Source organism: Trabulsiella odontotermitis (assembly GCF_001297775.1).
GTDB classification, from domain to species: domain Bacteria; phylum Pseudomonadota; class Gammaproteobacteria; order Enterobacterales; family Enterobacteriaceae; genus Trabulsiella; species Trabulsiella odontotermitis.
This window is the reverse complement of record NZ_LIFX01000005.1, coordinates 262,469-278,453: the sequence shown is the minus strand read 5'-3', so window position 1 is coordinate 278,453 and position 15,985 is coordinate 262,469. Positions and strand designations below refer to the sequence as shown.

At 54.3% G+C, this 15,985-nt stretch carries 16 protein-coding genes and 1 riboswitch; of the genes, 9 read left to right on the top strand and 7 right to left on the bottom strand.

Annotated features, from left to right (window positions below):
• Window positions 1-3: 3 nt before the first annotated feature.
• The 3 genes from cpdA to nudF are packed head-to-tail and all read right to left on the bottom strand — an operon-like array spanning window position 4 to window position 1,908.
• Entirely contained in the window at window positions 4-831 is an 828-nt protein-coding gene (gene cpdA, locus AOY23_RS08675; protein ID WP_054178865.1) for a 3',5'-cyclic-AMP phosphodiesterase, read from the bottom strand.
• Window positions 832-856: 25 nt separating this feature from the next.
• The gene (locus AOY23_RS08670; protein WP_038161834.1) at window positions 857-1,279 is read right to left on the bottom strand and encodes a DUF1249 family protein; all 423 of its coding nucleotides are present in this window, start codon (window positions 1,277-1,279) and stop codon (window positions 857-859) included.
• A complete protein-coding gene (gene nudF, locus AOY23_RS08665; protein WP_054178866.1) occupies window positions 1,279-1,908 on the bottom strand; it encodes an ADP-ribose diphosphatase in 630 nt (209 codons plus the stop codon). Before nudF ends, AOY23_RS08670 begins: the two co-directional genes overlap by 1 nt.
• Window positions 1,909-2,112: 204 nt before the next feature.
• On the opposite strand from nudF, the gene tolC reads away from it, so the two are divergent.
• The 3 genes from tolC to AOY23_RS08650 all read left to right on the top strand — a co-directional run bounded on the left by tolC (window position 2,113) and on the right by AOY23_RS08650 (window position 5,573).
• Window positions 2,113-3,597, top strand: coding sequence for an outer membrane channel protein TolC (gene tolC / locus AOY23_RS08660; RefSeq protein WP_054178867.1), 1,485 nt, complete (start codon window positions 2,113-2,115; stop codon window positions 3,595-3,597).
• 141 nt (window positions 3,598-3,738) lie between these two features.
• Window positions 3,739-4,407 (top strand): DUF1190 family protein, encoded by a 669-nt coding sequence (locus AOY23_RS08655; RefSeq protein ID WP_054178868.1) that lies wholly within the window; start codon window positions 3,739-3,741, stop codon window positions 4,405-4,407.
• A gap of 5 nt (window positions 4,408-4,412) precedes the next feature.
• The gene (locus tag AOY23_RS08650) at window positions 4,413-5,573 is read left to right on the top strand and encodes a glutathionylspermidine synthase family protein (RefSeq protein ID WP_054178869.1); all 1,161 of its coding nucleotides are present in this window, start codon (window positions 4,413-4,415) and stop codon (window positions 5,571-5,573) included.
• 3 nt (window positions 5,574-5,576) lie between these two features.
• Here the strand turns inward: AOY23_RS08650 and ygiD are convergent, their stop codons facing one another.
• Window positions 5,577-6,365 (bottom strand): 4,5-DOPA-extradiol-dioxygenase, encoded by a 789-nt coding sequence (gene ygiD / locus AOY23_RS08645; protein ID WP_054178870.1) that lies wholly within the window; start codon window positions 6,363-6,365, stop codon window positions 5,577-5,579.
• 132 nt (window positions 6,366-6,497) lie between these two features.
• Between ygiD and zupT the strand changes: the two genes are divergently transcribed.
• The 5 genes from zupT to AOY23_RS08620 all read left to right on the top strand — a co-directional run bounded on the left by zupT (window position 6,498) and on the right by AOY23_RS08620 (window position 12,669).
• Complete coding sequence (zupT, locus tag AOY23_RS08640; RefSeq protein ID WP_038161804.1) at window positions 6,498-7,271, top strand: zinc transporter ZupT; 774 nt, start codon at window positions 6,498-6,500, stop codon at window positions 7,269-7,271.
• Between the two features lie 430 nt (window positions 7,272-7,701).
• Complete coding sequence (locus AOY23_RS08635; protein ID WP_054178871.1) at window positions 7,702-8,283, top strand: fimbrial-like protein; 582 nt, start codon at window positions 7,702-7,704, stop codon at window positions 8,281-8,283.
• A gap of 75 nt (window positions 8,284-8,358) precedes the next feature.
• A complete protein-coding gene (locus AOY23_RS08630; protein ID WP_081005614.1) occupies window positions 8,359-10,905 on the top strand; it encodes a fimbria/pilus outer membrane usher protein in 2,547 nt (848 codons plus the stop codon).
• Window positions 10,892-11,626, top strand: coding sequence for a fimbrial biogenesis chaperone (locus tag AOY23_RS08625; protein ID WP_054178872.1), 735 nt, complete (start codon window positions 10,892-10,894; stop codon window positions 11,624-11,626). Before AOY23_RS08630 ends, AOY23_RS08625 begins: the two co-directional genes overlap by 14 nt.
• A 2-nt stretch (window positions 11,627-11,628) precedes the next feature.
• Window positions 11,629-12,669, top strand: coding sequence for a pilus assembly protein (locus AOY23_RS08620; protein WP_054178873.1), 1,041 nt, complete (start codon window positions 11,629-11,631; stop codon window positions 12,667-12,669).
• Between the two features lie 54 nt (window positions 12,670-12,723).
• On the opposite strand, the gene ribB is transcribed toward AOY23_RS08620, so the two are convergent.
• Complete coding sequence (gene ribB / locus AOY23_RS08615) at window positions 12,724-13,377, bottom strand: 3,4-dihydroxy-2-butanone-4-phosphate synthase (protein ID WP_054178874.1); 654 nt, start codon at window positions 13,375-13,377, stop codon at window positions 12,724-12,726.
• Between the two features lie 107 nt (window positions 13,378-13,484).
• Window positions 13,485-13,632: riboswitch (FMN riboswitch) on the bottom strand.
• 128 nt (window positions 13,633-13,760) lie between these two features.
• On the opposite strand from ribB, the gene ubiK reads away from it, so the two are divergent.
• Window positions 13,761-14,045 (top strand): ubiquinone biosynthesis accessory factor UbiK, encoded by a 285-nt coding sequence (gene ubiK, locus AOY23_RS08610; RefSeq protein WP_054178875.1) that lies wholly within the window; start codon window positions 13,761-13,763, stop codon window positions 14,043-14,045.
• Window positions 14,046-14,077: 32 nt separating this feature from the next.
• Here ubiK and glgS read toward each other — a convergent pair whose 3' ends face one another.
• Both glgS and hldE read right to left on the bottom strand, forming a co-directional pair.
• Window positions 14,078-14,287 (bottom strand): cell surface composition regulator GlgS, encoded by a 210-nt coding sequence (gene glgS / locus AOY23_RS08605; protein WP_235501643.1) that lies wholly within the window; start codon window positions 14,285-14,287, stop codon window positions 14,078-14,080.
• Window positions 14,288-14,521: 234 nt separating this feature from the next.
• The gene (hldE, locus tag AOY23_RS08600; protein WP_054178877.1) at window positions 14,522-15,955 is read right to left on the bottom strand and encodes a bifunctional D-glycero-beta-D-manno-heptose-7-phosphate kinase/D-glycero-beta-D-manno-heptose 1-phosphate adenylyltransferase HldE; all 1,434 of its coding nucleotides are present in this window, start codon (window positions 15,953-15,955) and stop codon (window positions 14,522-14,524) included.
• Between the last annotated feature and the right edge of the window lie 30 nt (window positions 15,956-15,985).

Here is a 15,985-nt window from a genome sequence, read left to right as displayed (position 1 = left end):
ACCTTAATACCCTTCCGACGCGGTATCGGGACTGAACTGCGCCGCTTCGAGTCGACAAACTTCCGTGGTCAATGTGCCGTCAGGGTACAGCTCGATCCAACGCCAGCCCGGCGCGATGGTATCCAGCGTGAAATTGGCACAGTGCGGTTTAAACTGCACGCAGGTGGATGGCGTTGCCATCATTCGCCGCCCGTTCCAGTCAACGTCCATTTCCTGATGAATATGCCCGCAGAGCAGATTTTTGACCCGCGGATACGCACTCAGCACCTGATCCAGCGCCCCGGCATTACGCAGGCTATGTTGATCAAGCCAGCTGCAACCCGACGGCAGCGGATGATGATGCAACAGCAGTAATGTGTAGCGATCGGCAGAGTCCGCGAGCTTCTGCTCCAGCCATTCAAGCTGGAAGTCACTCAGTTCACCATGCGGGACGCCAAAAACCTGGCTGTCGAGCATGAGGATCTGCCAGTGGTCGCCCACCAGTACGCGCTTTGCGGGAGAGATTCCGGCATCCTGTAAGGTGCTGTACATCGCCGGCTGGAAATCATGATTCCCCGGCAACCAGACACAAGGTGCGGCAAAGCCCGCGATGCCTTCAGCAAAAAGCTGGTAGGCCGCGGAAGAGTGATCCTGTGCCAAATCCCCTGTTGCTACAATCAGGTCACACTCACGCTGTGAGGCGCGGATAGCCTCCAGTACCGCCTGGTAACTTTCCCAGGTGTTCACTCCCAACAGCGTTTCATGTTTCTCAGCAAACAGGTGAGTATCTGTAATTTGTAATATCCTGACCCTGGCCCCACCAGCCAGAGGAAGGTTTAACAGGCTTTCCAAATGGTGTCCTTAGGTTTCACGACGCTTAGTAAACCGGAATCGCCATCGCTCCATGTGCTAAACAATATCGCAGCCAATCAGCGAGAAACTGATTGATTTGATGCTTTTCGTCGCGTTGATGCAACTTCTTATTCGGGTAATCATACCGTGCTTTGAAGCGAAAGATCTGCTGGCTTGAACACACTTCAGCCACCATCGCATCATGATAAAGCCGCACGGTCATTGACGGCAGGCTCCAGTAGCTGATCGCGGGTGCCGTCTGTTCAATTTCCACCAGTGTAGTGTAGCGGGTGGTCTCGGTTATCGTTAACCGATATTGCGCATTCGCCACCTGATAGCTCACCGTTTCGCCGGGTGCGTCTGTACGAGGCAGCAGGCGGCGCAAATGTGCAAAATTAGTCTCGCACAGGCGCATCATTTCTGGAAAGTCAGGTGTATAACGCTTCATTATTTCCACTCGTTTCGTAAAGCCTGATAATGCAGTTGCAGCCATTGCAGAGCGATGACAGACGCTGCGTTGTCGATTTTCCCCTCTTCTACCCATTGATAAGCCTGTTCCCGACTTACCACATGAACCCGAATGTCTTCGTTTTCATCAGCCAGACCGTGAATGCCACTCGCGGTTGAGGCGTCCACTTCGCCCACTAAAATAGACAGGCGCTCGCTGGTTCCCCCCGGACTTGCCAGATAACTCAGCACCGGGCAGGTACGACCGACGATAAGGCCAGCCTCTTCGACCGCTTCGCGGCGGGCGACATCTTCTACCGTTTCGCCCTCTTCTATCATACCGGCAACCATCTCGAGCAACCACGGCGTCTCACTGGAGTCATACGCGGCAATACGGATTTGCTCAACCAGCACGACTTCATCACGTACTGGGTCAAAGGGTAGCAAGACTGCCGCATGACCGCGCTCAAAAATTTCTCGCGTCACTTCGCCGCTCATTTCGCCATTAAACAGACGATGGCGAAAGCGGTAAAGATCAAGCGAAAAAAAACCGCGGTAAAGCGATTCACGTGCAATAATTTCTACATCTTTTTTGGAGAAGGTAACGGCCTGTTCATGAGGCTGAGTCATTATTCGGTCCTGCCAGTGATTGTGGTGAAATTATGGATTTAAAGTCAGTTTGGCTACTGTTTTACTGACCATATGATAGATTGGTGCAAATTAACGCCAGATGGCACATTACGCCAACTTTTTCGAATGGCAGACTCTGGTACAATCGGCGAACATTTTTTTTGAATTAGATCAGCGCTAAATGCTTCACAACAAGGAATGCAAATGAAGAAATTGCTCCCTATCCTTATCGGCCTGAGCCTGTCTGGTTTCAGCGTCATGAGCCAGGCGGAAAACCTGCTTCAAGTGTATCAGCAAGCTCGTGTCAGCAACCCTGACCTGCGTAAATCAGCAGCCGATCGCGATGCCGCATTCGAGAAGATTAACGAAGCGCGCAGCCCACTGCTTCCTCAACTGGGCCTTGGTGCGGACTATGAGTACAGCAACGGTTACCGTGATCAAAACGGTGTTAACTCTAACGCTACCAGTGCGTCTCTGTCACTGACCCAGACGCTGTTTGATATGTCGAAATGGCGTGAGCTCTCGCTACAGGAAAAATCAGCAGGTATTCAGGATGTCACTTATCAGACTGACCAGCAAACACTGATCCTGAACACCGCGACGGCCTACTTCAACGTACTGAGCGCCATTGATTCCCTCTCCTACACTGAAGCGCAGAAACAGGCGATTTACCGCCAGTTGGATCAAACCACTCAGCGCTTTAACGTGGGCCTGGTTGCCATCACTGACGTGCAGAACGCCCGTTCGCAGTACGATAACGTACTGGCCAACGAAGTCACTGCCCGTAACAACCTCGACAACGCCGTTGAATCGCTGCGTCAGGTGACCGGTAATTACTACCCGGAACTGGCATCCCTGAACGTCGACAGCTTCAAAACCGACAAGCCGAACGCGGTCAACGCGCTGCTGAAGGAAGCGGAAAACCGCAACCTGTCGCTGCTGCAGGCGCGTTTAAGCCAGGATCTGGCGCGTGAGCAAATTCGCCTCGCCCAGGACGGCCATCTGCCAACCCTGAGCTTAAGTGCGTCTACCGCCGTGTCTGACACCTCCTACAGCGGTTCCAGCACTGGCGGCGCTAACGCTTCCCGTTATGACGACAGCAACATCGGTCAGAATAAAATCGGCCTGAACTTCTCTCTGCCGCTGTATCAGGGCGGAATGGTTAACTCTCAGGTGAAACAGGCGCAGTACAACTTCGTCGGCGCCAGTGAACAACTGGAAAGCGCGCATCGCAGCGTCGTGCAGACCGTACGTTCTTCCTTTAATAACATCAACGCCTCTATCAGCAGCATCAACGCCTACAAACAGGCCGTGGTGTCTGCCCAGAGTTCGTTAGATGCGATGGAAGCCGGTTACTCGGTGGGTACGCGTACCATTGTTGATGTGCTGGACGCCACCACCACGCTGTATAACGCCAAGCAGCAACTGTCCAGCGCGCGTTATAACTACCTGATTAACCAGCTGAATATCAAATCCGCGCTCGGTACACTGAATGAGCAGGATCTGGTCTCGCTGAACAGTGCACTGGGTAAACCGATCTCCACCACCCCGGAATCGGTGGCGCCGGAAAACCCGCAGCAGGACGCCAGCGCTGATGGCTACAGTGCCAACAACGCAGCGCCAGCGGCGCAGCCTGCCGCGACGCGCACAACGTCCAGCAGCAAGACGGCAAACCCGTTCCGCAATTAATCTTGCCTGTACCCGGCGCCGCCTGTGCGCCGGGTATATGTAAGGCAACGTAAAGATCCCCTCTCTGCCATCCCTGTCGCTTCAATTTCAACCACTCATCCTCTATCCTTGACCACTACCACTGGGTCCTGGAAGACAAAAATGAAACGGACAAAAACTATCAATCATGCGTCATTCCGCAAAAGCTGGGGCGCACGTCATCTGACTCCCGTCGCGCTGGCTGTTACGGCTGTTTTTATGCTGGCAGGCTGCGAAAAAACCGACGAGACGGTTTCTCTGTACCAGAACGCGGACGACTGCTCGGCAGCAAACCCGGGCAAGAGCGCGGAATGCACCACGGCGTACACTAACGCGCTGAAAGAAGCGGAGCGTACGGCACCGAAATACGCCACTCGCGAAGACTGCGTCGCTGAATTCGGCGAAGGTCAGTGCCAGCAAACGCCTGCACAGGCAGGTATGGCACCGGAAAACCAGGCGCAGGCGCAAAGCAGCGGCAGCTTCTGGATGCCGCTGATGGCGGGTTACATGATGGGTCGTCTGATGAGCGGCGGCGCAGGTTTCCAGCAGCAGCCACTGTTCAGCTCACGCAACCCGGCCAGCCCGGCGTACGGTAAATACACCGACGCAGGCGGCAGAAACTACGGCGCCGCACAGCCAGGCCGTACGATGACCGTGCCGAAAACCGCCATGGCGCCGAAACCGGCCACCACATCCACGGTCACCCGTGGCGGGTTTGGCGAATCCGTCGCTAAACAGGCCACCATGCAGCGCAGCGCGTCCGGTACGTCCTCACGTTCGATGGGCGGCTAAGCGACATGGAAAGAGTCAGTATCATCGAGCGCCCGGACTGGCGTGAGAAAGCCACCGAGTTCGGCTTCAATTTCCACACCATGTACGGCGAGCCGTACTGGTGTGAAGAGGCCTATTACAAACTCACCCTGGCGCAGGTGGAAAAACTTGAAGACGTGACCGCCGAACTGCACCAGATGTGTTTGCAGGTAGTCGATAAAGTGATCGCCAGCGACGCGCTGATGGCAAAGTTCCGCATTCCCAAACATACCTGGGGGTTTGTCCGTCAGTCGTGGCAAACCCATCAGCCTTCGCTCTATTCGCGTCTGGATCTGGCGTGGGATGGCGTGGGCGAACCAAAGCTGCTTGAGAATAACGCTGACACCCCTACCTCGCTGTATGAAGCGGCATTTTTCCAGTGGATCTGGCTGGAAGACCAAATCAATGCCGGGAATCTGCCTGACGGGAGCGATCAGTTCAACAGCCTGCAGGAAAAGCTCATCGAACGTTTTGCCGAACTGCGTGAACAGTTTGGCTTCCAGTTGCTGCACATGACCTGCTGCCGCGATACGGTCGAAGATCGCGGTACCGTGCAATATCTGCAGGATTGCGCCGACGAAGCGGGCGTCGCAACCGAATTCCTCTACGTTGATGACATCGGACTGGGTGAAAAAGGCCAGTTTACCGATCTGCAGGATCAGGTGATTGGCAACCTGTTCAAGCTCTATCCGTGGGAATTTATGCTGCGCGAGATGTTCTCCACCAAGCTGGAAGACGCTGGCGTGCGCTGGCTGGAACCCGCATGGAAGAGCATCATCTCCAACAAAGCGTTATTGCCGCTGCTGTGGGAGATGTTCCCCGACCACCCGAATTTGCTGCCTGCCTATTTTGCCGAAGATGATCATCCGCCGATGGACAAATACGTTGTGAAACCCATCTTCTCTCGCGAAGGGGCCAACGTATCGATCGTCGAAAACGGCAAAGTACTTGAAGAAGTGGAAGGCCCGTACGGTGAAGAGGGGATGATCGTCCAGCAGTTCTGGCAGTTACCGAAATTTGGCGACAGCTATACGCTGATTGGCAGCTGGCTTATCAATGATCAGCCCGCCGGGATCGGCATTCGTGAGGACAGAGCGCTGATCACACAGGATCTTTCACGCTTCTATCCTCACATTTTTGTCGAGTAACGATCAGCCGATTTGTACTGACAACATGCTCAATGAGCCCATCTCGAGACCGTCCACCGGGATCGTGATGGGTTCTTCACCATCCCACGCGCCCAGCACATACAGCAGCGGCAGGAAGTGATCCGGCGTCGGGTTAGAGAGAGAACCGCCTTCATGCGCCATGTAATTGACCAATGGATGCTGTTCCACCGGCCCTTTCCAGTCGAGGTTGGCTTTCACGTAGTCGTTAAACGACGTTGCCCACGGGTACGGCGTGTTGTCGCCATGCCAGCGTGCCGTGCGCAGGTTATGCACCACGTTGCCGCTTGCCACCAGCATGATGCCCTCATCACGCAGCGTCGCCAGTTTACGCCCCATTTCCATATGCCAGGCGGCGGGTTTAGTGCTGTCGACACTGAGTTGTACCATCGGAATGTCGGCGTTCGGGTACATCTTGATCAGCACACCCCAGGAGCCGTGGTCAAAGCCCCAGGCTTCTTTATCGAGCGCGACGGGAACGGGTGCCAGCAGCGACACCAGTCGTTCGGCCAGTTCGGGCGATCCCGGTGCCGGATAATGCGTGTCGTACAGCGCCTGCGGGAACCCGCCGAAATCGTGGATCGTTTTCGGGGTCTCCATCGCCGTAACGCCAGTCCCGCGCGTAAACCAGTGCGCAGAGACCACAACGATCGCTTTCGGACGCGGCAATTCCTCGCCCAGACGTTGCCAGGCGCGGGTATAGCGGTTATCTTCCAGCACGTTCATCGGGCTGCCGTGACCAAGAAACAGCGCTGGCATTCGGGTACGAGACATGATGTTATCCTTTGCAGGGAGTTTAAGGTAATGACTCCACATTACCCCTTTTTGGGGAAGGATAAACTCAGATAAGCGTGATGATCTTCATCAAATAGTTTGAATGAACGGATGTTGTCGCAGGAGAATGAAATGTCAGTACCTCTCATCCTGACCCTTTTAGCCGGTGCCGCCACCTTTATTGGCGCCCTGTTGGGTGTGCTCGGCCAGAAGCCGTCCAATCGCCTGCTGGCATTTTCCCTGGGTTTTGCCGCGGGGATCATGCTGCTTATCTCGTTGATGGAAATGCTCCCGGCAGCGCTGGCGACTGAAAATATGTCGCCGATGCTGGGCTACAGCATGTTTATCATTGGCCTGCTGGGTTATTTCGGCCTTGACCGCATTCTGCCGCACGCCCATCCGCAGGATCTCATGCATGGCGATAAAGCCGTGATGCCGCGTAACCTCCGGCGCACCGCCGTGTTGCTGACGCTGGGCATCAGTTTGCACAACTTCCCGGAAGGGATTGCCACTTTCGTCACCGCCAGCAACAACCTCGAACTGGGTATTGGTATTGCGTTTGCCGTGGCATTGCACAATATTCCTGAAGGTCTTGCCGTCGCCGGGCCGGTATATGCCGCGACCGGCTCCCGACGTAAAGCCATACTCTGGGCAGGCGTTTCCGGAATGGCGGAAATTCTCGGCGGCGTGCTGGCCTGGCTTATCCTCGGAAGTCTGGTCTCACCGGTGGTGATGGCCGCCATCATGGCCGCGGTGGCAGGCATTATGGTGGCGCTTTCGGTTGATGAACTGATGCCGCTGGCGAAAGAGATCGATCCCCACAACAACCCGAGCTACGGCGTGTTATGTGGGATGTCAGTGATGGGAATGAGCCTCGTGGCGCTGCAGGCGATGGGTATTGGCTAAACGTCGTGGCGCTGCGAAACGCCCCCGCAGCGCCTTTTGCATGTCATTTGATATAAAAGTGTTTAATTTAATTTCGCCTTAGCGATTTATTTATCATTATGAGAGCATAGCAAGCCAGGAATATTAACGTTATAAATACCTTCAACCTATAACCCAAACAATATACTGTCATATATATCTGCTGACATTTTTTATTTAACGCTCATGACAGAGGAAGTGAATAATAACTTACCCGCGATTTCTCACTGCGACTGCAACCGCGTTCATTCACATCAAATATAATATTAACATTACTACACCTTTTGCTTAGAAAAACTAAAAAGACAACTTTTTCAGCAGTGCTATTCTTCGCCGGAATAACGTTATCGTGTCTCGTTTAGCGACGTCGTTATTACTGCTTTCCTTATTAACAGACAAAGGATTACTCAGAATGTTCAGGAAAATATTAGCCGTAGCATTAACATCGGCGCTCCTCTCCGGTACCGCTTTTGCTGCACCCGACGTTCCGGAGCAAGGTTCAGGTCAGGTGACGTTTTCTGGATGGGTTATCGAATCCCCGTGTTCCATTCAACCCGGTGATGAAGATCTGCAGGTGGATCTCGGCGAAGTCGCCACCAGCGTGCTCAACAGCGAAAAAATGTCATTAGCCACCGACTTCACCATTCATCTTCAGGACTGCATCCTGTCAAAAGAGGTCGACGGGCAAACCGTCACGACCAACAAAGTTGACGTCACGTTTTCCTCCGCCAATGTCAACGCCACCGACTCCAGCCTGATGAAAAACAGCGCAGAAGATAACGAAGGCGGCGCGACCAACGTTGGCGTTCGTATTCTTGATGACGGTAATGAAAAAGTGACACTCGGCGATGCTGTTGCCATTACTTTCCCCAATCTGAATTCCTATCAGGAATTAAACTTCAAAGCCCGCATGGAAAAAACGCCGGATGCTACCGGGGATGCAACACCGGGTAACGTGAATGCCATCGCTAATTATATTCTTAATTATGAATAATACATTTTAGCGTTACCGGAATGGCCGGCGACCCGTTTGCCGGCTTTCAGGATACCCTCTCAAAAGAATGGACTCATGCGCAGATTCCTTTTTTCGCTGATCATCAGATTAGCGGCTTTTGCCAGAAACAGATTATTCATCCTGTTTATTTTCTCGGGTATGCCTGCCGTTTCCCTTGCTGTGGAATTTAATACTGACGCCCTTGATGCCGACGATCGCCAGAACGTCGATCTCAGCCAGTTCGAAAAGAAAAACTACATCTCTCCCGGGCACTATCTGGTACAAATCACCCTGAATAAAAACACCTTACCGGGCGACTGGAACGTCGAATGGCGGGCCACAAACGCGGAAAACGGTACTCAGCTTTGTCTCACCGCCGACCTGCTGTTGCAGTGGGGTTTTGACGACGCTTTTGTCCGTCAACTCAACAGCCGCGGTCAGACGGAATGTCTGGATATCATTGATAAACCTGAATTTAGCGCCAGACTCGATAAATCCACAATGCGCCTGACGTTGACCGCGCCACAATCCTGGATGAAATATCACGCCAAAAACTGGACCCCACCGGAATACTGGGACGAAGGGGTTAACGGCGCGCTTCTCGATTACAACATTTATGCCAGTCAGTACTCGCCTCACGACGGCGACAGCACACAAAGCCTCAGCGCGTACGGCACAGCGGGCATCAACCTGGGCGCGTGGCGTCTGCGTTCTGACTATCAATACAACCAGAACTTTATTAGCGGAAACAGCACCGACACCGACAGCCGTCTGGCGCGTACGTACCTCTTTCGCCCGTTACCGTCGCTGGCGTCAAAATTCACCCTCGGCCAGTACGATCTCAGTTCCGATATTTTCGATACCTTTCACTTCACCGGGACGACGCTTGAAAGCGATGAGAGCATGTTGCCGCCTGATTTACAGGGCTATGCGCCGCAGATCACCGGCATCGCACAGACCAACGCCAAAGTCACTGTTTCGCAGAATGGCCGCGTGCTCTACCAGACCACCGTTACGCCGGGGCCGTTTACCATTTCTGATATGGTCGACACACTGCAGGGGCAAATGGACGTCACCATTGAAGAGGAAGATGGCCGAACCAGCACGTTCCAGGTCGGCTCAGCGTCTGTGCCGTTTCTTACCCGTCAGGGTCAGTTGCGGTACAAAACTTCCGCCGGGAAACCCACCTCAAACAGCCATAACGATGTGCATAATCCGCTGTTCTGGACCGGGGAATTCTCATGGGGCTGGCTGAGCACCACTTCACTGTATGGCGGTGCCATCCTGACCGCCGATGACTATCAGGCGTTCACGTCGGGTATCGGTTTTAACCTCAACGTGCTGGGCGCAGTTTCCTTTGACGTCACGCGTTCGCAGGCCAACCTGACGCAGGAGACGGGCAATGATAGTCAGCATGGTTACAGCTATCGCATGAACTACGCCCGCCGTTTTGACTCCACCGACAGCCAGATAACCTTCGCCGGATACCGCTTCTCTGACAAAAACTATGTGTCGATGAACGAATATCTCGACTACCGTGAAGGCGATGACGGTAGCGATAACGAAAAAGAGAGCTACGTGCTGTCGTTCAGTCAGACCATCGCCCCCTGGGACATGAGCGCCTGGCTGAACATCAGCCGTAATACCTACTGGAATGCGTCAAGTAACACCAGCTACTCGCTTTCCCTCAACCACAGTTTTTCCATTGGCGAGCTGAAAGGGCTCTCCGCGTCGCTGGCCGTCACACGTACCCGCTGGGATGATACCGACGAAAATCAGTACTATTTCTCTCTCTCCGTGCCGTTAAGTACGGGACGCAATCTGGCCTACAACCAGCAGCGCTACGGCGATAACACCACACAGTCGCTGTCGTATTACGACGCTTCTGACCGTGATAACACCTGGAACCTCTCCGTTTCTGCCGATAGCGACCAAATCAGTGAAGGCGAACCGGCATTACGGGGAAGCTATCAGCATTACGCGCCTCCGGGCCGTCTCAGTCTTGCTGCCAGCATGCAACCCAATCACTACTCCTCAATGAATCTGGGCTGGAACAGCGCGATCACCGCCACCCGTTATGGTGTGGCAATGCATGACCGCCCCAGCGGGAATAATGCCCGCATGATGGTCGACGCCAACGGCGTGTCTGGCGTTGAACTGAACCGCGGGCGCACCGTTACTAACGCCTTTGGCATTGCGGTGATCCCGTCGCTCAGTAATTACCAGACCACCACCGTACAGGTTAACAGCAATACACTGCCGGAAGGCGTAGACATCAGCAGCCCGGTGTTCCGGACCACGCTGACGGAAGGCGCCATCGGCTACAAAGCGCTTAACGCCAGTCAGGGGTATCAGATTATGGGCGTGGTCAGGCTGGAAAACGGCACGTTTCCACCGCTGGGCGTTTCCGTTATCGATAGCAAAACTCGCAAAGACGTCGGCCTGATTGCGGACGACGGTTTTGTGTACCTCAGTGGCATCCAGGACAATAGCGTGCTCAGTGTAAGCTGGGGCGAACACACCTGCGAAATGATCCCACCCAACCACAGCAATCTCGACAGCGCACTCATTCTGCCGTGTCGATACACTCACCAGGCCAGAGTAAACCATGAAAGCGACTGATATCGCGAAAGGAATGATCCTTTTTTTGTCAGCCACCAGCCTGACGTACGCGGCCATTTTGCCCGATCGCACCCGGCTTATCCTCAACCAGGGTGATAAAAGCATCTCCCTGCGTCTCAGCAATAAAAGCCCGACGCTACCCTATCTCGCGCAATCCTGGATTGAAGACCAGACCGGGGTGAAAGATCGCGATTATATTTCCACCGTTCCACCGCTGGTCCGGCTTGAGCCGGGCGAGCAGACGCAGGTCAGGCTGATGGGATTGCCCGCGCTTGCCAGACTGCCGTCTGACCGGGAATCGCTGTTTTATTACAACGTCAGAGAGATCCCACCGCGCAGCGAAGGGCAGAACGTCGTGCAGATTGCGATGCAAAGCCGTCTGAAGCTGTTCTGGCGACCAAAAGCCATCCGCCTCAATACCGGACAGTCGCTACCCTGGAAGTCCATCAAACTCTCACGAACCGAAAACGGGTTGCACTTCATGAACAGCACGCCCTACCACATGACCATCGGCTACGTTGGCATTGACGGAAAAACACTGCTGAAAGGCACCACCAGCCTCATGCTTATTCCCTTCAGTGAGCAAACCTTGCCGGTGAAGGATCTGCCCTCGCAGTTTCAGATAGGCTACATCGGTGATTTTGGCGGGCTGAATTTATACAAAGTCAGTTGTAACGCCGTTCAGCGCGAATGCGACAGCCAGCCTGCACAGAAGGGATAAACATGCGTACGTTAGCGCTTTTGTTCACATTGCTGGTGACGTTATTCGCCGCTCCCACCTGGGCTGTTGATTGCTACCAGCGCGTACACGGCGGCCCAACCAACTACACCGTCACATTGCCGCCCTTCATGGTGCCGATCGATGCTCCGCTGGGCAGTAAGATCTGGGAGAGCCGGGATATTAACATCACAGTGTATTGTGATAACGCCCAGAGCTGGTCTTCCGTTAAACCCTCTGAGTCTCTCTTCGCCTGGCTTATGCTGGCCGCGACGAATAACGCTGATGTTCTTGATAATCCTTATTTTACCTTTGGCGTGACCTACAACGGTGTGGATTATACGGGGTCCGATATCGGCATTCCGGCCGGAGCCTGTCTCGACAAGCGACACGATGGCATATATGACACAAACTGTAACGGGGTGACGCCGCAGGAAAACACCACGTTCAACGCGCGCTTTCGCTTGTTCATTCAGCTTAAAGCCACACCCGCTAACACGGACGAACATTTTGACTTCGGCGTGATTAACGTCGTGCAGTTTGACGGTGAAGGCGGGGCGAACCTGATGAGCGACGCGAAAAACCTGCGTTTTAACATTGATGGCCTCGACAACATCACCTTCCTGGATTGCAGTGTCGACATCAGCCTCGAGCCGCAGAATCAGGTTGTCGACTTTGGTGTCCTTTCGCGAAGCGCACTACAGACCACACCAGCAACGCAGTCATTCAGTTTATCCGCCACCAAAGATCTGGCCGCGGGCTGTACACAGTCCTTTGAAGTCGAAACCAGTTTTTACGACAACGACGGCGCGCTGTATGACGCCACGCATCTGAATATGGGAAATGGTCTTTTGCTGCGCATCGCGGACGATACCACGCACACTGATACCCGTTTTAACGTATACCAGCCGTTTGAAACCTTCATTGCGGGGATGGAAGAACGTTTTACCCATGACTATACCGCCGAGCTGACGAAAAACCCGTCGCAGGACATTGCCGTCGGGCCATTCAGTAAAACGGTCACCATCAAGATCAACTATCACTAGAGGCAAAAAAGCCGGGAAATCTCCCGGCTTCTCATCTTCGCAGCAGCGTTAATTTCAGCTGGCTTTACGTTCGTGCTTTTGGCGGTAAGCCACCAGATCTTCGATAGTCACGACGGCCATATTGTGCTCACCAGCAAACTTGATGCACTCCGGCGCGCGCGCCATTGAGCCATCATCATTGGTCAGTTCACACAGCACACCTGCTGGTTTGAAACCTGCCAGCGTCACCAGATCGATAGTGGCTTCCGTGTGACCGCCGCGGGTCAGCACGCCGCCCGGCTGCGCACGCAGCGGGAACACGTGACCAGGACGGTTCAGGTCGGACGGCTTAGCGCCATCCGCAATCGCCGCGCGCACGGTAGTCACGCGATCAGCGGCAGAAACCCCAGTCGTTACGCCTTCAGCGGCTTCGATGGTAACGGTAAAGCCGGTGCCGTAGGCACTGGTGTTGTTCTCAACCATCATCGGCAGATCGAGCTGTTTGCGGCGATCTTCGGTCAGGCACAGACAAACAATGCCGCTGCCGTGACGAATGGTCAGCGCCATTTGTTCAACAGTCATGGTTTCGGCGGCGAAAATCATGTCACCTTCGTTTTCACGATCTTCATCATCCAGCACCATTACACCGCGGCCTTCGCGCAGTGCGGCCAGTGCGTTTTCCACACGTTCGAATGGCGTGCCAAAAGAGGAAAGTAGCGTCTGATTCATGGTAATAAAAACCTCATTAAATTTGTGGTTACCAGAATCAGGGCAGTCTTAGGAGTACCGTACAAGCGGCAAAAAAATAACGTGAGCGGGCGCAAACCCGACTGGATCGTTACTCTCTCCCATCCGGACTTTAACCGTCGGCCCCGGAATTACACCGGATCTGCTGACCTCCTGAAAATTCAGGAGCGCTCGCGGGCTTTCAGCGTAAGCTGATTTACCGCCGGTGGGGAATTTCGCCCCGCCCTGAGAATAAGCGGGTTAACTATAACGCGATTGACTATCCCGGGCAATGCATTGAGTTCAAACATTTGTATTTCTGGTTTATCGACTTCCGTTCAGGCACTACAATGAACATCAGAACAGAGACGATCAGGGAAACTACGATGATTGACCCGAAGAAAATTGAGCAAATCGCCCGCCAGGTACACGAATCGATGCCGAAAGGTCTGCGTGACTTTGGTGACGATGTGGAGAAAAAAATCCGTCAGGTGCTGCAGTCGCAGTTAACCCGGCTGGATCTGGTGAGCCGCGAAGAATTTGATGTGCAAACGCAGGTGCTGCTGCGCACACGCGAGAAACTGGCGCTGCTGGAACAACGCCTCAGTGAGCTGGAAAATCGCGCCAGCGCACCCGCAGCCGTCACACCGCCAGTAGAACAACAGGACTGAAAACAATAACGGGCCTTTCGGCCCGTTGTTACTTAGTGCTCTACCTCAGGGGATCTCACTCTCAGCGCCTGTTGACAGTAAAACTCATAGCGAAAGTAGAACCACTCTCGTTGCGCTTCATCCATATTCCCTGTGACTGCCTCGAGATCAACCGATTGGCCAAGCGAGTGCATTCTGGCAAAGCTACGGGCGATAAAATCGAAATTGTTCAAAATGTAGAGTTCGTGTTGGTTCATCGGCATACTCCTTCAGTCAATGCGTTTCTGAGTCGGCTATATGCTTTTTCCTGCTTCCAGTATTTATCTTACTTTAGGCTAAATGCACGCAAAACGTGCTCATTCATTCGCTAATTTATGCGCTGTGTCATAAACCCACACATTTGTCACGTTTTCTCGACGACGGGCACTGCGCGCCCGGTAAAGAACCGGGCGCGCAGTGTGGTATAGCGGGAGGTTTTTTCAGGAAAGCCTGTGGCGTTACTTGCCGCTGTCTTTCTGAATTTTCTTGATGATATTGGTGGTGGAGCAGCCATCTTCGAAGTTCAGCACCATTACGTCGCCGCCGTTGGCCCAGACTTCTTCGCTACCGGCGATCTCATCCGGCTTGTAATCACCGCCTTTCACCAGTAGGTCCGGCAGGATCCCGGCAATCAGGCGCTGCGGCGTGTCTTCTTCGAAAGAGACCACCCAGTCGACCGATTCCAGCGCGCCCAGCACGATCATCCGCTGTTCCAGCGGGTTAACCGGGCGGCTTTCACCTTTCAGGCGTTTGGTGGAAGCGTCGCTGTTCACTGCCACAATCAGGCGATCACCCAGCTTACGCGCGTTCGCCAGATAAGAGACGTGACCGGCATGCAGAATGTCGAAGACGCCGTTGGTCATCACCACTTTCTCGCCGCGTTTGCGCGCCGCGATAACCGCCTGCTTCAGCTCATCTTCGGTCATCACGCCAAAACCGGTATCGGCACGGCCACGCACCGCGTTTTCCAGTTCGACTGGCGAAACGGTCGAGGTACCGAGTTTGCCAACGACCACGCCCGCCGCCGCATTGGCGAAGTAGCACGCTTCTTCAAGCGTTTTTCCGGCCGCCAGCGTCGCCGCCAGCACGCCAATCACCGTGTCGCCTGCGCCGGTGACGTCATACACTTCCTGCGCCTGCGTCGGCATATGCAGTGCGTCTTTGCCCGGCTGCAGCAGCGTCATGCCCTGCTCAGAACGGGTCACCAGCAGCGCGGACAGCTCAAAATCGGCAATCAGCTTCATGCCGCGCTCAACGATCTGCGCTTCGTCTTTGCACTTACCAACCACGGCTTCGAACTCGGACAGGTTCGGCGTCAGCAAGGTCGCACCGCGATAACGTTCAAATTCCGCGCCTTTCGGGTCGATCAGCACCGGAACACCCGCTTTACGCGCCAGTTGGATCATCGACTGAACGCTGCTCAGCGCGCCTTTGGCGTAGTCGGAAAGCACCAGAGCGCCAATGTTACCCAGCGCCTGCTGAATACGCTCGTGCATTGGTTGCGGGTCAACATCCGCAAACCCTTCTTCGAAATCGAGACGGATCAGTTGCTGGTTGCGCGACAGGACACGCAGTTTGGTAATGGTAGGATGCGTCGGAACAGTAACGAAATCACACTTCACGTTGACGTCCGCCAGCGCTTTACTGAGCGCGCGAGCCGCATCGTCAATCCCGGTCAGCCCGACCAGACGTGCACCAGCACCGAGCGAAGCGATGTTCATCGCCACGTTCGCCGCGCCGCCCGGGCGCTCTTCGATAGTGTCGACTTTCACGACCGGAACCGGCGCTTCTGGTGATATACGGCTGGTCGGCCCATACCAGTAGCGATCCAGCATCACATCCCCGACGACCATGACGCCTGCACGTTCGAACTCTGGCAGCGTTACTTTCATTCCTGACTCCTGAAAGATTCACAATTTGCG

Bases quoted from the DNA above. Each gene is read 5' to 3' on its own strand.
- ubiK (WP_054178875.1), top strand. From the start codon at position 13,761: ATGATTGACCCGAAGAAAATTGAGCAAATCGCCCGCCAGGTACACGAA.
- AOY23_RS08635 (WP_054178871.1), top strand. From the start codon at position 7,702: ATGTTCAGGAAAATATTAGCCGTAGCATTAACATCGGCGCTCCTCTCC.
- AOY23_RS08630 (WP_081005614.1), top strand. From the start codon at position 8,359: ATGCGCAGATTCCTTTTTTCGCTGATCATCAGATTAGCGGCTTTTGCC.
- ygiD (WP_054178870.1), bottom strand. From the start codon at position 6,365: ATGTCTCGTACCCGAATGCCAGCGCTGTTTCTTGGTCACGGCAGCCCG.
- AOY23_RS08620 (WP_054178873.1), top strand. From the start codon at position 11,629: ATGCGTACGTTAGCGCTTTTGTTCACATTGCTGGTGACGTTATTCGCC.
- glgS (WP_235501643.1), bottom strand. From the start codon at position 14,287: ATGCCGATGAACCAACACGAACTCTACATTTTGAACAATTTCGATTTT.
- nudF (WP_054178866.1), bottom strand. From the start codon at position 1,908: ATGACTCAGCCTCATGAACAGGCCGTTACCTTCTCCAAAAAAGATGTA.
- AOY23_RS08650 (WP_054178869.1), top strand. From the start codon at position 4,413: ATGGAAAGAGTCAGTATCATCGAGCGCCCGGACTGGCGTGAGAAAGCC.
- hldE (WP_054178877.1), bottom strand. From the start codon at position 15,955: ATGAAAGTAACGCTGCCAGAGTTCGAACGTGCAGGCGTCATGGTCGTC.
- tolC (WP_054178867.1), top strand. From the start codon at position 2,113: ATGAAGAAATTGCTCCCTATCCTTATCGGCCTGAGCCTGTCTGGTTTC.
- ribB (WP_054178874.1), bottom strand. From the start codon at position 13,377: ATGAATCAGACGCTACTTTCCTCTTTTGGCACGCCATTCGAACGTGTG.
- AOY23_RS08625 (WP_054178872.1), top strand. From the start codon at position 10,892: ATGAAAGCGACTGATATCGCGAAAGGAATGATCCTTTTTTTGTCAGCC.
- AOY23_RS08670 (WP_038161834.1), bottom strand. From the start codon at position 1,279: ATGAAGCGTTATACACCTGACTTTCCAGAAATGATGCGCCTGTGCGAG.
- AOY23_RS08655 (WP_054178868.1), top strand. From the start codon at position 3,739: ATGAAACGGACAAAAACTATCAATCATGCGTCATTCCGCAAAAGCTGG.
- zupT (WP_038161804.1), top strand. From the start codon at position 6,498: ATGTCAGTACCTCTCATCCTGACCCTTTTAGCCGGTGCCGCCACCTTT.